Source organism: Paenibacillus gallinarum, assembly GCF_014836635.1.
Classification (GTDB): Bacteria; Bacillota; Bacilli; order Paenibacillales; family Paenibacillaceae; genus Paenibacillus; species Paenibacillus gallinarum.
Map to the genome: position 1 here is coordinate 481974 of NZ_JACSQL010000002.1, position 15464 is coordinate 497437.

12 protein-coding genes and 1 riboswitch are annotated in these 15464 nt (G+C 42.2%); of the genes, 9 read left to right on the top strand and 3 right to left on the bottom strand.

Features of this window, described 5'->3' with window-relative positions; genetic code table 11:
- Positions 1-21 precede the first annotated feature (21 nt).
- Both H9647_RS07335 and H9647_RS07340 read right to left on the bottom strand, forming a co-directional pair.
- Entirely contained in the window at positions 22-357 is a 336-nt protein-coding gene (locus H9647_RS07335; RefSeq protein ID WP_191799091.1) for a YolD-like family protein, read from the bottom strand.
- Positions 354-1595: a DNA polymerase IV gene (locus tag H9647_RS07340; protein WP_191799092.1), complete on the bottom strand. Its 1242-nt coding sequence runs from the start codon at positions 1593-1595 to the stop codon at positions 354-356. The genes H9647_RS07335 and H9647_RS07340 overlap by 4 nt, the downstream gene beginning before the upstream one ends.
- Positions 1596-2401: 806 nt before the next feature.
- Here H9647_RS07340 and H9647_RS07345 point away from each other — a divergent pair.
- The 9 genes from H9647_RS07345 (at position 2402) to H9647_RS07385 (ending at position 13606) form a co-directional block, all read left to right on the top strand.
- The gene (locus tag H9647_RS07345; protein ID WP_191799093.1) at positions 2402-4624 is read left to right on the top strand and encodes a hypothetical protein; all 2223 of its coding nucleotides are present in this window, start codon (positions 2402-2404) and stop codon (positions 4622-4624) included.
- A 16-nt stretch (positions 4625-4640) separates the two neighbouring features.
- The gene (locus H9647_RS07350; RefSeq protein WP_191799094.1) at positions 4641-5840 is read left to right on the top strand and encodes a HEAT repeat domain-containing protein; all 1200 of its coding nucleotides are present in this window, start codon (positions 4641-4643) and stop codon (positions 5838-5840) included.
- A gap of 22 nt (positions 5841-5862) precedes the next feature.
- Entirely contained in the window at positions 5863-7257 is a 1395-nt protein-coding gene (locus H9647_RS07355) for a glycosyltransferase family 2 protein (protein WP_191799450.1), read from the top strand.
- Between the two features lie 41 nt (positions 7258-7298).
- A complete protein-coding gene (locus H9647_RS07360) occupies positions 7299-8105 on the top strand; it encodes a response regulator (protein ID WP_191799095.1) in 807 nt (268 codons plus the stop codon).
- A gap of 183 nt (positions 8106-8288) precedes the next feature.
- Complete coding sequence (locus tag H9647_RS07365; RefSeq protein ID WP_225229174.1) at positions 8289-9629, top strand: nucleotide sugar dehydrogenase; 1341 nt, start codon at positions 8289-8291, stop codon at positions 9627-9629.
- The gene (locus H9647_RS07370) at positions 9622-10596 is read left to right on the top strand and encodes a sugar phosphate isomerase/epimerase (protein ID WP_225229122.1); all 975 of its coding nucleotides are present in this window, start codon (positions 9622-9624) and stop codon (positions 10594-10596) included. The genes H9647_RS07365 and H9647_RS07370 overlap by 8 nt, the downstream gene beginning before the upstream one ends.
- Positions 10597-10768: 172 nt before the next feature.
- Complete coding sequence (locus H9647_RS07375) at positions 10769-11986, top strand: MFS transporter (protein WP_191799097.1); 1218 nt, start codon at positions 10769-10771, stop codon at positions 11984-11986.
- A 140-nt stretch (positions 11987-12126) separates the two neighbouring features.
- Entirely contained in the window at positions 12127-12765 is a 639-nt protein-coding gene (locus H9647_RS26120) for a cell wall hydrolase (RefSeq protein WP_191799098.1), read from the top strand.
- Positions 12766-12934: 169 nt separating this feature from the next.
- Positions 12935-13606, top strand: coding sequence for a cell wall hydrolase (locus tag H9647_RS07385; protein WP_191799099.1), 672 nt, complete (start codon positions 12935-12937; stop codon positions 13604-13606).
- A gap of 508 nt (positions 13607-14114) precedes the next feature.
- Here H9647_RS07385 and H9647_RS07390 read toward each other — a convergent pair.
- Positions 14115-14972 (bottom strand): C40 family peptidase, encoded by an 858-nt coding sequence (locus H9647_RS07390; RefSeq protein ID WP_191799100.1) that lies wholly within the window; start codon positions 14970-14972, stop codon positions 14115-14117.
- A gap of 4 nt (positions 14973-14976) precedes the next feature.
- A riboswitch (cyclic di-AMP (ydaO/yuaA leader) is annotated at positions 14977-15108 on the bottom strand.
- Positions 15109-15464: the final 356 nt, after the last annotated feature.

A 15464-nucleotide genomic window follows, 5' to 3' on the forward strand; every position in this document is an offset into this window, starting at 1 on the left:
CTGTTTTGAAGATGCAGCAGGTTAGTTAGCATAAACATCAATAATATGTCTCATTCGAACATCATGGAGTCCGGCCAGGTCCTGTATACGAATCGTTCTTCCTGCCTGATCAAATTTGACAACGGTTCCGGTAAGATGGACATCTTCCCACTCATCGAACAAGACGATCGTCACAGGCTCTTTTAACATCAGTGACTCGGCAAGTAGACGTGACATTTCCTCGAACGCTTGAGGATCAAGGATCGGCCGGGACCTGGGAGCTAATTTTTGCTGATGTTGTACATAAGCTTCACGATGTTCGGGAAGCATCATTCGCGAGGATTCAAATAATCCGTTTTGCTGTAATTTTTTACTCATCGATAGTGACCTCCAATTTTGCGGGAACGATCATGTATCTGACCTGCATGCTCAAGAGAAGAAGCACGAATAATAGCAGTGTCTCCAAACTTACGTTTGATCGCATCGGTTACTTTATCAAGTTCCCGTTGTTGTTCCCGGTTATCGAACCAGGTTAATTGATACTCCGTGTCGGGGATCAGCTCTGTAAGAGATACACCCACTCTTCTTACGGGCTGGCCATCCCAGTAGCGCTGGAATAACTCACTGGCTGCTTTATAAACTTCTACGGTAATTTGCGTGGGTTCCTTTATTTTCATTTGTCTGGAAAACCCGGTGGGTCTGTCAAAATCAATTCCTCGGCAGCCGACAGATACAACATGGCCCATAAGTCCTTTCTCCCGGGCCCGCCTTGCAACAAGTTCAGCTAGTTCCAACAGGACAACACGAATCTCTGACCATGTAGTGTAGTCTCTCGGAAGGGTCATTTGATGACCGATTCCTTTTTGTTGCTGCATAAAAGTGCTGGGTCTTACAGGCGAATCATCTATTCCGTTCGCGATACGCCATAAGACTTCGCCATTGACACCCCAACGGTCACGCAGACGAGGGAGAGGAGTGCGTGCTAAATCCCCAATCGTATGAATACCCATCTTATAAAAATGATGAGCCATTCTCGACCCGACCATAAACATGTCTCGAATAGGCATGGACCATAGTTTCTCAGCTATATCTTCCTTCGGAATAATATAGATCCCTGTCTTATTTTTCTTAGCAAACAAATCACAGGCCATCTTGCTCACGACCTTGGTATCGCTGATTCCGATCCGTACCCGCACTCCGGTTTCAAGCCAAACTTGCTGCTGGATCTGGCGGGCGATTTCTTCTGGTGTACCGAATAGCCTTAGACTGCCCGTTACATCGAGAAATTGTTCATCAATACTGTAGGGCTCCACAAGATCCGTATAGGATTGAAAAATACTTGTAATATGGAGAGAAACCCGGATGTATTCTGCCATTCGAGGTTTCACTACAACAACATCCGGGCATTTGGCGATTGCATCTGACAATCGCTCAGCTGTTGTAATTCCGTAGGTCTTGGCCAGTGGACAGGCTGCAAGAATAATTCCGGACCTGCGAGCGGGATCACCAGCAACGACAAGGGGGCGATTTGTATACTCGGGATGGGCTGACTTCTCCACACTGGCATAAAAGGACTGACAGTCAGCCAGCATGATCACACGTTTTTTTCGCTCCATAAGACCATACTCCTCTCCTCTTCATTCGCTCTATTACAGAACACATGTTCTTATTTTATAAGAATAACGGAGAAATATACATACAGCAACCGGAATTTTTTTGAAAAGAGATGAAATTTCCTGAAATGCTCAGAAAGTATTAGAAATTAGGAAAAAGGACTCGGTTTTTAACATAAAGAGCGAGAGATTTGAGACCAGGGAGTCAGAAATGAGGGAATTATAAGCAGAATGTAAAGGAATATTAAATAAATTTGTCCTGGATACAGGACCATACGGTTCTTTTCAAAAGTTTGATATTTCAAGAATGCTGGTATATCAAGGCTTTTCACGTTTTAGATATCGGACTATAGTATCAATTTTGTAATAACTATGGTTAAATTTGTAAACAAAGAACAACTTTAGGTTATTACATGCGTTACATTATATAGACAGGAGGGAAGGAGAATAGGGCTGTAACTACTGATGAGTAAGGCTTTTTCTTGATTATTGAAGAGGAATTCAGGTATTGCTTTGGTGTAGACAGAGTAGTAAAAGAAAATTGGGTTTTTAGGATGGTCGGACCCTAAACCCAGGATAATAGTTTTGAAACTGGGCAATATTATCCAATCTATCTTTCCTTCCATTTGCCTAGTTACAAAAGGGAAAGCTTGGCGATATAGTTAATAGAGAAGTTACAGACATTCGCCAAACGACAGAATCCGATTCTGCATTGCAGGCGATCTGTAAAATAAGGGAGGCATTGCAATTATCGTTTTTGCCTTACGATGACTAAGAATGATTTTTAGAAGTGGAGCGAACCAGGAACCATGAGCAGACGACAGAGAAAACGATTTGCCTTAGGCATCTTAATTGGCATTCTTATTTTTGGCGGCGGAGGATGGGCTTTATACTCGTACATGAAACCAGCGCAAAACACTTTTACAGCAGAAGACGGAACGAAAATGAAATTCAAAACCGAAGGCAATCAGTTCTTACAATACAGCCAGGAAGGAAAATGGCAGGAACTGTTTGTGAAGGGTGTTAACCTGGGTTCAACGAAACCAGGTCATTATCCAGGTGAATTTCCGCTTGTAAGAGAAGATTATCTTAGATGGTTTCAAGAGATTGAAGATATGGGCGCAAATGTAATCCGAATCTATACGGTTCATCAGCCCGTATTTTATTCAGCGCTTGCAGAATATAACAAAGGCAAGGAACATCCGCTGTACTTCATGCAAGGAATCTGGTCACCAGAAGAACAGTTGATTGAGCAAAGGGACGCTTTTGCTGAAGGAATTGAAGAAAAATTTAAAGCAGAAATAAAAAAAGCAGTATCAGCAGTCTATGGAGATGCGGATATCCCGCATGTGAATGGAGAATCAAGTGGTAAGTACAAGGTGAATGTGGGCCAGTACTTGCTAGCATGGCATCTGGGGACCGAGTGGGACCCGCAGATGGTAGAGGACACAAATAACAAGTATTCGGATCATCCTCGTTACGAGGGAGAACACATTTCTGGTACAAAAGAGGCAAGCCCATTCGAGAACTGGCTTGCTGAGCTGCTGGATGAAGTAGCGAAGGAAGAGCAGAAATACGGATGGGAACACCCTTTAACTTTTACCAACTGGGTCACGACCGATGTGCTTGAACATCCAGGCGAGCCTCTATTTGAAGAAGATTTGGTAAGCGTAGATGCGAGACATATTGAACCCGTGAATTGGCAAGGCGGTTATTTTGCAGCCTATCACGTCTATCCTTATTATCCAGACTTCTTCCGTACAGACAAAACGCTGCAGACGATAAAAGATGAACAAGGGGAATACAACACGTACAAAGCGTACTTACGTAAGCTTAAATCCGAGTTTCCCGATCTACCTATAATGATTACAGAATACGGAGTTCCGTCTTCTCTCGGAATATCTCATTATGGTCCCGGAGGAAAAGATCAAGGCGGTCATAATGAGCAGCAGCAAGGCGAGATTAACCAGTCGCTAACCAAGGACATTTTTGATGAAGGATATGCCGGAGCTGTTCTCTTCATGTGGCAGGATGAGTGGTTTAAGAAAACGTGGAATACAATGCCGCTTGAAATTCCTGCAGATCGTAAAGCTTACTGGCTGAACGTACTCACGAATGAGAAAATGTTTGGCATTCTCGCCATGGAAGCAGGTAAACAAAACCAGCTGTATATCGATGGAAAACTGGATGAGTGGTCCAAGCTTCCGGCTGAACAAATTCAGCTTTGGCAGGGCAACACAGAAGGTATTGAGAGTATTCAATTAACTCATGATGAAGCTTACCTATATATGGGGATTACGCTTGATGAACCATTTGATCCGTCCAAGACGAAGTTGAATCTCGGTACAGATACGCTTCCTGGCGGCAATCAGCCGCTTGAAGCCCTCCCAGGTAAAACACTGGAAGGCGGGGATCTGGAAACGCTGATTACAATAGGCAAGGATAAGGAATCGGAAGTAGCGATCGCGAAAAGCTATGACTTTAACCAGCGGTTATATGGACCGCAAGGGTACTGGATGCTGGAGGAGCAGACAAAGGCTACACCGTCATTTGTTCCTTGGAAGCTGGCCATCAGTCTGATGATGAGTCCGCCTGATACCAAATACGCCCATCCTTATATGGATGAAGTTGTAGGCCTGTTAAACCGGGGGACAACGAATCCCGATGCTGCTGATTACGATTCACTAACCCTTTGGCAGTACGAAGGAAAGGAAATAGAAGTCCGTATTCCATGGATGCTGCTTGGTTTTGGAGATCCGAGTTCACTGCAGGTCATTGATTACAGTCCGTTAACAGAAAATAAAGAATTTCAGACGGTAACAACGGAAGGAATACGGCTGATTCCTTGGCTGACTGATCTTAACAGCGGTAACGTATCTTGGCCTGGCGGCACAGAAGATACATTTAATATACAAGACATTCAAGCTTATTCATGGGACCCATGGGAAACTGTGAATTATAGTGAACGTTTCAAAAAGAGCTATGATCTCATGAAAGAAACGTACTCAGAATTACAAACGCAAGAAAAATAAAGGAGGATACTTATCCATGTTTTCTAATTTGGCCCTAGCGTACATTTTCCTTTATTTGTGCGCAGGACTCATTGCAGTGGGGATTGGTTTGCTCATAACGATGAAAACAACCCACAATTCAAAAGAACGCAAGAAAGAAGAGTATGCAAATAAACACAAGGATTACTTCGTTTATGTTCAAGCAAACTTGACGGGGAATGAGAAACTTCAACTTCCACCAGGAAAATTAACAAAAATTGAAGAGGAAGTCATTATGGATCGTTTGATCGTCATCCATGATCAGATTAAGGGAGAACATGCTGCGAAACTTCGCGACATAGCAAGGGAATCTGGTTTGATAGCGAAGCAAATGAAACAGCTGGACAGCATCTCCGGTAGCAAAACAATAGAAGCTGCTTACAGGCTAGGCGGAATACGAGGTTCCGAAGCAACGACAGCCTTGCTGCAAGTGCTAAAAGAAGAAAAAAAGGTAGCACATGCAGTCATATACGCCAGAGCGGTGGCGAAGTGCGCAGAACGGCCTGCTGAACTGAAAGAGATGCTCAGATATCTCCTTGATAAAGGAAAACCAGTTTATGAACTCGCTGCTGATATTCTGATGGAAACGAGTCTTACACCGAGTAATCTGTTACAAGAACTGCTTGAATCAGATCACTATAATGATGTGAAAGTGGGACTTGTCGCTTCCTATGCGTATGCATCTCCAGAAGTGATGCCGGCTGTCATCCGTTTGTTCCGATCCAAGGATGAAACAATACGTACAGATGCGATTAAACTTTATCTAAGCAGAGGTCCTGTACTCAAGGATCAAACGATGAAAGAATTAATGCGAGATTCAAATCCTGAGGTTAGAACGGCAATGGCAAACGCTCTTGGATCCATCCACACGGAAGACAGTATTCAGCTGTTACAAAAAGGACTAAGCGATGTAGATATGCTTGTGCGTAATCAAAGTGCAGAAAGTCTTGCGGGACTTGGTGTGCGCGGTTTTGAAGTGCTGTGTGAAACAGCGGCTACGGCAAGCGGTATGGCTAGAGAAGCAGCTCTTGCCTATACAGAGCGTGCGATGGCTACGGCTGACGGTCAAGAAGAAGTTGAAAAAATGATGACGCTGAACAAGAAAAAACTAATCTATCAACGTTATTTCGGAGCTTCACCAAAAGAAAAACAAACTCGCCGTATGTCAGAAGTTATTGGAGGGGATTTCACTGCTTAAAGATATATTGCTTGGCTATGGAATGGTTATCATTTATTACGTTATTTTCGTTACTGTCTTATATTTCGGAATTTTATGTTTTTCTTACAAAGATATATTTACGATTCGCCGCCGAGCAGAGTATTCCAGCTTTAAAAGCTTAGCGGGATCGGATGTCGTTCCTCCTATATCGCTTTTGGTTCCTGCGTATAACGAAGAATTGACGATTATAGAAAATGTAAAATGTCTGATGACACTCAATTACCCGGCATATGAGGTCATTGTCGTCAATGATGGTTCTACAGACAAGACGATCCAAGTACTCATTAAAGAATTTGGACTTCTTCCCGTTCAAAATCCGATCTTCCGTGGAACTATCAGGTGTGAGCAGGTTCGCGGTGTATATCATAATCCGGATTATCCTTTTCTTTACCTCATTGACAAGAATAATGGTGGTAAAGCTGATTCACTGAATGCCGGAATCAATTTCTCGCATTTTCCTCTGATCTCATCGATTGATGCAGATTCTCTACTTGAGAAGGATGCACTTATTCGCATGGCTCGTATGTATCTGGAGAATCCAGAAGAGACAGTTGCGATCGGCGGAGATGTGCGTATTGCAAATGGCTGCAAAATCGAAAATGGCGCTGTAAAAGATGTGTCACTTCCGCGTAAAATTTGGCCGATGTTTCAATCCATTGAATACTTAAAAGCATTCCTTGGCGGACGAATTGGCTGGAGTTCACTAAATGGGCTGATTATCGTTTCAGGTGCTTTCGGAGTATTTAAAAAAGAGGCCGTTATTGCAGTAGGTGGATATCGTGATGGATATCCCGGAGAAGACATGAACATCATTATCAAGCTTCATCGTTACATGCTAGAAAACAAGAAAAAATATCGTATTGCATTCTGTCCAGAGGCAGTCTGCTGGACTCAAGCTCCAGATACGTACCAGATTATTTCGAACCAACGTAAACGCTGGGGTCGGGGAAACCTGAAAAATATGCTGGAGAACGGAAATATGATGTTCAGACCCAAGTATAAAACAATGGGAATGCTCACGATGCCATACAACATCTTTTTTGAGGCATTGAACCCTTATTTCCGGATTACTGGGCTTCTGGCTTTAGTAGGTTACGTTATGCTGGATATGACGGCATGGCCTGTTCTCGTGATTTTTGGTCTCCTTAATTTCTTGAGCGGTTATCTGCTGAGTGTAGGAGCCCTGATTCTCGAAGAGATTGCTTTTCGCCGTTATCCGAAACCGTCTGATCTTGTAAAAATGTTAGCTTTTTCTGCTCTTAAGTTTGTAGGGTACCATCAGCTTGGCGTCCTTTGGAGAGTACAAGGGCATATCCAGTTTATGCGAAAGAATAACTCCTGGGGAACGATGACAAGACAGAGCTGGGAAGAACCAAAAGCCGAAGAGGCTGCTTAAGTAAGGTGAAAGTGAAATGTTGAAAGGTGGAGATGAGACTTATGGCAAATACAGTAACTCTTGAGCGCCAGATGAAGGACAGTGTATATGACATTCTGGATGAGCAACTGAAAGGAATGGCTAACGAAAACAGCGGCGTTGTGTTTGTCCACTGCATGGATAGGGACCAGCAACCGGATGCGGAGTTGCAGGATATTCTCACGAGAACCTGCGAGACTGAATATCAGGTCTGGAAAGATACGCAGACAAATACGATTGCGGTCTTCCTTCCCTTTATGTCACTCAATCGCACACACTATCAGGCACTGTTAATCAAACAGAGCCTGATGCAAATGTTGCCCGGTGTAGATGCGCGTCTGACGATCGCAAGTTTCCCTGAAATGGGGAAAGCAAGCAAACACATGCTGAAAAGTATGGCTGAATCTGCAAGACTCAGTACGGATGCAGATATCAAATTATATACACCAAACGAAACAGCGGTACGGCCAGGGAAGATTCTTATTGTAGATCAAGAACAATCAACAAGAGAATTTCTTCAAATCCGCCTTGCTTTGCAAGGATATGACATTTATGAAGCAGTGGATGGACTTAGTGCCCTTGATATGGCTGTAAAAGTGGAACCGGATCTTATTTTGACCGAACTTAATTTGTACGGCATGAGTGGAGTTCCCTTTATCCATCAGATCCAAAACCTGGATCTAAAACAGCAGCCAAAAGTAATTGTTTTGACAGACCAGCGAGTAGAGCAGACCATCACACAGTGTTTTGAAAAAGGCGTAGAAGATTATGTAACCAAACCTTTTTCTCCTGTGGAACTCGATGCCCGTATTCGTCGCTGTTTTCAATAGAAACCATAGATATTACAGTAATCGTAGCTTGTAAAATAGTAGATTTCAAACTGATAAGGTAGTCCTGATTTAACACATAAAACGAAAGTGAGCTGTGTATCATTGTATTTAAATGATGCAGCCTGCTTACCTAAAATTCCATTTGGAGGGTGAAGTACTGTGAAAGAGCAATTCCATACTTTGATGAACGCAATTGAAAGCAAGAAAGCCGTGTTGGGTGTAGTAGGATTAGGATATGTTGGCCTGCCGCTCGCAGTAGAAATGGTAAAGCAAGGATTTACGGTAATCGGTATCGATTTAGACCCATCCAAAGTGGAGAGTATTTATCAAGGCGAGTCCTATATTCATGATATTTCTTCGGAAGACCTGAAAACGGTAATGCAAAGCGGACGCTTTCAGCCGACAACAGATTACAGCATGCTGCGTGTGATCGATGCACTGAGTATCTGTGTGCCAACACCACTCAGTGAAAACCAGGATCCGGATACATCATACATTGTAACTGTAGTAGACCAAATTAAATTGCACATGAAGGAAGGTATGCTCATTACGCTTGAGAGCACAACTTATCCTGGTACAACGGAAGAATTGATTGAACAAGAACTTGAGGCTATTGGTAAAAAAGTGGGAGAAGATTATTTCCTCTGCTTCTCACCAGAACGTGTGGATCCGTCAAACGGCAGATATACTACTTTCAATACACCAAAAGTAATTGGCGGTACTACGGAAGAATGCTTGAAACTCGGAGCAGCTCTGTATAGCCAGTATGTAGAGACGGTAGTTCCTGTATCTAATCCAAAAATTGCGGAAATGTCCAAGCTACTTGAAAACACGTTCCGCAGTGTAAATATTGCGTTTGTGAATGAAATGGCAATGATGTGTGACCGCATGGGGATTGATATTTGGGAAGTAATTGACGCAGCTGCGACAAAACCATTTGGCTTTATGCCATTCTATCCGGGCCCAGGTATCGGTGGACACTGCATTCCGCTGGATCCGATGTACTTATCCTGGAAAGCGAAAGGATTTAGATTCTACAGTCAATTTATTGAACTTGCTCAATCCACTAATGATAATATGCCGTACTACGTAATGAACAAAACAGCAACGATTCTGAATGAATATGCGAAATCAATTCGTAAATCCAACATTTTGCTGCTGGGTATGGCATACAAACCAAACATTGCGGATCTTCGTGAATCTCCTGCTCTTGAAGTTTACGAGCTCTTTAAAGAAGCGGGTGCCAATGTAGAGTACTTTGATCCGTATGCAGATACTTTCCGCGATAAACATGGAGAAACGGTTTCGAGCGTGGAGTATAACCCAGCTAACTTCAAAGGATATGACTGCATCGTTTTAATTACGAACCATAAAGATCTGGAGTATGATGAGATCGCATCGCTGGGCGTACCTATACTCGACACTCGTAATGCATTCAAAGAATATCCATTACCGCACATCTATAAAATAGGCCATTCTGTACAGCATCCCGTAACATTGCAGGAAGAAGCGGTATTTGCTTAAGAAGAATACGGCGAGCACCGTGCAAAAGCCATCAAGTAAAGGAGGATATGTATGGAATACATGGCCGGCATGGGTAAAAGGAGGCAGTTTGGTAATCATCTTTGTCCTTTTACTTATCCTGTATTTCATGCTGAAATCACCTGGGGTGAATGAAAATAAAGCGACATGGCTATGGGATGCTTCGATCATTGAAGAGCGTACAGATGAAATTGTGATGTTCTTAGCAGAGCAAAAGGTGAATACTGTTTTTCTGCAAACGAAAGACAGCGTGTCTGATGAAGCATATCGACATTTTAATGCGGAAGCACAAGCTCACGACATTTCAGTCCATGCACTCAATGGTCATGCAGACTGGGCTTATACAGAAAAACGAGAAGAAGGCACGGTATGGGTAGAATGGGTAAAGAAATTTAACCAGGAAGCAGCACCAGAGGAGCAGTTTGCAGGCGTGCAGTTCGATGTCGAGCCGTATCAGTTGCGGCGATGGGAACAAGAGGAGCAAGCAGTCATTGCAGAATGGAGCGCGAATATAGAGGAATGGATTCAGGCAGGGTCTGAAGGCAATCTCTATATGAGCGCAGCGGTTCCTTTTTGGCTTGATAAGCGAGAAAGTCCAGATGGTGAGGGAACACTTAGTCGGTGGATGATTGATCAATTTGACGCGATTGCCATCATGGCTTATCGAGACAGCGGTCAGCAGATGTACGATCTCTCCAAGGAAGAACTTGCTGAAGCAGATGAGCTGGACAAGGAGGTATGGATCGGCGCCGAGCTCGGTCATACCGAAGAAGGCGAACATCTAACCTTTTACCGAAAAGCAGTTACGAATATGGAATCAGAGATGGAAGTAGCGGCTGAACTTGGCACGAAACATCATTCTTTTGCTGGACTTGCGGTACATCATTATGAAGTATGGTATGAGAAAATGAAGGATGATGTATCTCTTGCTCGTAAAGAAAATAAATAGTCAATCCTTAATCTTGTTTGCGGAAATAAGAGATAGTAGAAAAAGAGAACGGTATGCTTACTTAGATAAGCAGACTGTTCTCTTTTTTTGTTGACAGGCTGTCTTAAATCATTATAAATAAGATGGTGGGTTCCACTTCAAATACATTACATAAGGGAGCAAAAGTATTACGATGAGTAAACTCGAAGTTTTACAGAATCCGAAACAACGTAAGCTGCTCTTTAGCGCCGGGCTGAGCTGGATGTTTGATGCCATGGAAGTAGGTATGATGTCCTTTATCGTAGCTGCTCTGGCGAAGGAATGGCTCCTCAGTCCAGGTGAAGTAGGGCTGATCACAAGTTCAACTTCCATTGGTATGGTCGTTGGAGCTGCCCTCGCAGGAACGCTCGCTGATAAGTATGGAAGAAAAGCGGTTTTAATGTGGACGCTGCTTATCTTCTCGGTAGCAAGTGGGTTTTCGGCTTTAGCTACAGGGTATGTGTTCCTTTGCCTTATTCGTTTTGTCGCAGGGATTGGTCTTGGAGGAGAACTTCCGGTCGCTTCTACGCTGGTATCAGAATCGGTACCTGCTAAGGAAAGAGGACGAGCCGTTGTTCTGCTTGAAAGCTTTTGGGCTGCAGGCTGGATTATTTCGGCTCTTATTTCTTATTTCATCATCCCCGAGTATGGATGGCGTGTAGCTTTTCTAATCGGTGCACTACCGGCTTTTTACGCGCTGTACTTACGGAAAGCTATCCAGGATCCACCTGATTTTAACAAGAAAAAGGAACTCAAAAAAATTTCCTTTAGAGAAAAATTTAAATCGGTTTGGTCCATAGAACATCGGAAGACCACACTGATGTTATGGATCTTATGGTTTACGGTTGTATTTTCTTACTATGGCATGTTTTTATGGTTGCCAAGTGTCATGACGTCAAAAGGATATGAACTTGTCAAAAGTTTTCAGTATGTACTTATTATGACACTCGCGCAGCTGCCTGGTTATTTTACTGCCGCTTACTTTATTGAGAAATTCGGGAGAAAATTTGTACTTGTCGTATATTTAGTGATGACAGGATTTAGTGCGCTCTGGTTTGGAAATGCCAGCTCGGAATTATCCTTAATTATTGCAGGAATGTCACTTTCTTTCTTTAATCTGGGGGCATGGGGAGGCATGTATGCTTACACACCGGAGTTATATCCGCTGAGAACACGTTCTACTGGGGTGGGGTTATCCGCGTCCGTTGGCCGAATCGGAGGCGTTATTGCACCGCTTCTTGTAGGTCTTTTGGTCCAAAAAGGGGTTCCTTTTAGTACAATATTCACCTTATTCTTTGTTACGGTATTAGTTGGCGCAGCAGCGGTATTGGTACTAGGTAAGGAAACAAAAGGAACGGAACTTGTAGATTAGGTCCATCGGCAGATGTAACAAAATTGTAACTTATGTTATAGTACACATTAGGTGTTACTTTTAGCGCCGCCAAATTCAGTGATGAGATTTTTTTATGTAGTACGTCTTATCACGAATGAAACGGAGGATATGTAAGACTAATGAAAAAAATACCCACACTTATCTTAACATGTGCCTGTGCTCTTTCCATATTGGGTGCATCATCAACAGCTAGTGCTGCGACACTACAGAAGGGTAGTAGAAGTTCCGAAGTAGTTGAGGTCCAAGAAAGACTGAATAAAATAAAATATTTCTGGGCTGGCATCAGCGGTTACTATGGTGACAAAACGGTTGCAGCTGTGAAGAAATTCCAGAGGGTGAACAACTTAGCTGTCGATGGAAAGGTTGGTCCCAAGACAGAAGCCAAACTGAAAGCCAAAGCGCCGATTAATAACAAAGTGTTAAAACATCTGGCAGGTATTATTCAAGATGAAGCTGGCGGAGAATCATTTACTGGACAAGTTGCAGTAGGTGCTGTCATTCTAAATCGTGTTCAGAACCCGGCGTTTCCGAACGCTATTACGAACGTGATTTTTCAAAAAGGACAATTCTCACCTGCAGCGGATGGCAAACTAAGTGTGCCAACGGCTGGTGCTTATGAGGCAGCTCGCAGAGCTTTGACAGGATATGATCCTTCTAAAGGTGCTCTGTACTTCTATAATCCGAAGTATACCTCTTCTTCTTGGATGAATTCTAGGCCAGTTACACAAAGACTTGGTAATCATGTTTTCACAAAATAAATCTTTTGCAAAATAAATATTGAATTTGTAAGAATGAGTGTACTTGAAAAACACTTCGCCGGGAGAAAGCAGGAACAATTCCCTTTCTCCCGGCTTTTTTTTCAGGATCGGCAAAGCCAGATCCCACTATTGAACTTACATCACGAATCTGGAGGTTGTCATAGGATATATGAACAAATTAAATAACAACAAAAAATGGAAAACATTCACAGCAGGTTTACTTTTAAGCGGATCGATAGCAATAGGTACAGTAGGAGCGGCTTCCCCGGCCAGTGCAATGCTTCTTCAAAAAGGAACTCAGCACTCTGAAGTTGTAGAGTTGCAAGAGAGACTCAGAACGTTAGGCTACTTGTCTGCTGGAGTAACCGGATACTATGGATCACAAACAGAGAAGGCAGTTCAAACCTTCCAGAAGCGGAGTGGCCTTGCTGTAGACGGAAAGGCAGGCAAACGAACGATAGCCGCTTTGAAGACTAAGGTGCCTGCCGCTGGAACTACACTGAACGCTTTGGCTAAAGCCGTAAATGGTGAAGCGAGGGGCGAATCATTAAAAGGACAGGTAGCGGTAGCTGCTGTCATCCTTAACCGGGTCCAGTCTAATCAGTTCCCAAGTTCTATAAAAGATGTTATCCTTCATCCTAGACAGTTTACTGCGGTAGATGACGGCCAGTATAACCTCACTCCTAACTCATCTGCTTATGTAGCAGCAAAGCGTGCGCTGAATGGTGAAGATCCAACAGGGGGAGCTCTCTATTATTATAATCCGAAGATTGCCACATCTGCTTGGAGTAAAGCACGTCCTATTATAAAAACAATAGGGAATCATGTTTTCACAAAATAGGAATTTATAATAAAGAAGTCAAAAAAGATGTTCTTAAACGAGGCCGCGTAAAAGTCCTCTTATAAAAAAAAGGTACGGCTCCTCAAAAACAGTTGAGGGGCTGTACCTTTTTTTTGCCTATAATTAATGCATCATATGAAAAGTAGGTGAACGTGGATGATTAGACAACAACAAACCTCAGTTCTGAGCCCTTGTGCGGCACTATGGTACATTCCTGTACCCGATGGACAATATACTCCATCAAATCAATATACTCGTGAACCACACTGACGTAGACATTGGTGAACATTCTACGTATGGCCTGTCGTTCATTTTTCTCGGCTTGGCATCAGTGGGCTTGGTTATCAGTCCAAGTTCTCTACCCGACATCAAGTAAACTACGTGTAAAAGATCTGAACCTGCTCACGCTATAACCCAAAGTCACCGTAAGAAATCCTACAAGACAAAAAGAAGACATTCATCTCCAAAACGCGGAGTGAATGTCTTCTTTTGATACTAATCTATAATATTAGAGTACACTTTTTGCTCCTACATATTTAGGACCCCAGTAAGTGTTACTCAAGCTGTCGATTTTAATACCACTGGAAGTAGTGGCAGAAATGAAACTATTGTTTCCAACGTAAATGCCGACATGAGAGACAGAACCTGTTGTATTAAAGAAAACAAGATCGCCTTGCTTCAGATTACTCTTTGATACAGAAGTTCCTGTGTTATACATGGAAGCTGCTGTACGCGGAAGGGATACATTGTGTTTCTCAAAAACATATTTCACGAAACCAGAGCAGTCAAATCCGCTTGGAGTAGAACCTCCATATACATAAGGTGTACCTATATATTTTGTAGCTTCTTGAACAATACTTGTTCCTTTTACATGATCATTCCCTACAAGAATCGGGCTATATGTTTTACCTGTAGTACTTACCATAACAAGAGAATAGCTCTTTTTCCAAATAACTTCACTTCCCATGGCTTCGGATACAAAACGAAGTGGAACGTATGTACGGTTACTGCGAATAAATACTTGAGTATCTAGGCTTACACTTTTTCCATTGACTGTTGCTGTTGTAGAACCCGTTTTAATTTTAATCGTGGTTCCATTTTTTTTAATAGTAACCGTTGTAGTTGAACCTGATTTAGAAGAACTTACGGTATAATTCATTTCTTCTGCAAGTTTACGTAATGGGACTTGCGTTCTATCGTTATTATCTAGAAAAGGAGAAGCATCTTCAAAATTAACAAGACTATCATTAAGCTGTACATTTACACTATTTGAACCTGAAGAAGAAGCATCCACTTGCGAATTTCCGAGTACTAAGCCTGCTCCAAGCAGAGTAGTTAACAACATACATTTACCAAATTTCATCATTATTATTTATTCCTCCATTAGCCTCCGAGGTTAGTTGACGGGTTTGAGTAGAAGGTACTCTAGGATCTTTCATCCATTCACCCCAAGTATGTAAATCGTCCCCCGTACTATGTAGTAGATTCGGCTTTATTAATATTAATCAACTGTAACTAATATATAATAAAATAAGCATTGAATGTTACAATATTGTAACCATAGTTTCATCTTTAACACACTAAAACTTGGCAAAATACTTAGTTATATACTTATGTAGAGGGGTTGAGTTCCTTTAAAAAGGGTATTTTATCACTAAACTAAAGGATTGAAACACCTTATTTAGTTACAATATTGTAACCTAAATTATTAATTTCTCTATTTTTATTACAAAATATTTATCTATTATTTCATATAAAACCCTTTATTTTCTAGTTCATTGGTAAGAATATGCCAAAAAACAACCCGTATTTTTAGAATTAACGGGTTGTTGGGCTGATCATTACAAAGATGTTATCA

Excerpts from the sequence above, each read along its gene's own strand:
- H9647_RS07335 (WP_191799091.1), bottom strand. The coding sequence starts at position 357 with ATGAGTAAAAAATTACAGCAAAACGGATTATTTGAATCCTCGCGAATG.
- H9647_RS07340 (WP_191799092.1), bottom strand. The coding sequence starts at position 1,595 with ATGGAGCGAAAAAAACGTGTGATCATGCTGGCTGACTGTCAGTCCTTT.
- H9647_RS07345 (WP_191799093.1), top strand. The coding sequence starts at position 2,402 with ATGAGCAGACGACAGAGAAAACGATTTGCCTTAGGCATCTTAATTGGC.
- H9647_RS07350 (WP_191799094.1), top strand. The coding sequence starts at position 4,641 with ATGTTTTCTAATTTGGCCCTAGCGTACATTTTCCTTTATTTGTGCGCA.
- H9647_RS07355 (WP_191799450.1), top strand. The coding sequence starts at position 5,863 with ATGGTTATCATTTATTACGTTATTTTCGTTACTGTCTTATATTTCGGA.
- H9647_RS07360 (WP_191799095.1), top strand. The coding sequence starts at position 7,299 with ATGGCAAATACAGTAACTCTTGAGCGCCAGATGAAGGACAGTGTATAT.
- H9647_RS07365 (WP_225229174.1), top strand. The coding sequence starts at position 8,289 with ATGAACGCAATTGAAAGCAAGAAAGCCGTGTTGGGTGTAGTAGGATTA.
- H9647_RS07375 (WP_191799097.1), top strand. The coding sequence starts at position 10,769 with ATGAGTAAACTCGAAGTTTTACAGAATCCGAAACAACGTAAGCTGCTC.
- H9647_RS26120 (WP_191799098.1), top strand. The coding sequence starts at position 12,127 with ATGAAAAAAATACCCACACTTATCTTAACATGTGCCTGTGCTCTTTCC.
- H9647_RS07385 (WP_191799099.1), top strand. The coding sequence starts at position 12,935 with ATGAACAAATTAAATAACAACAAAAAATGGAAAACATTCACAGCAGGT.
- H9647_RS07390 (WP_191799100.1), bottom strand. The coding sequence starts at position 14,972 with ATGATGAAATTTGGTAAATGTATGTTGTTAACTACTCTGCTTGGAGCA.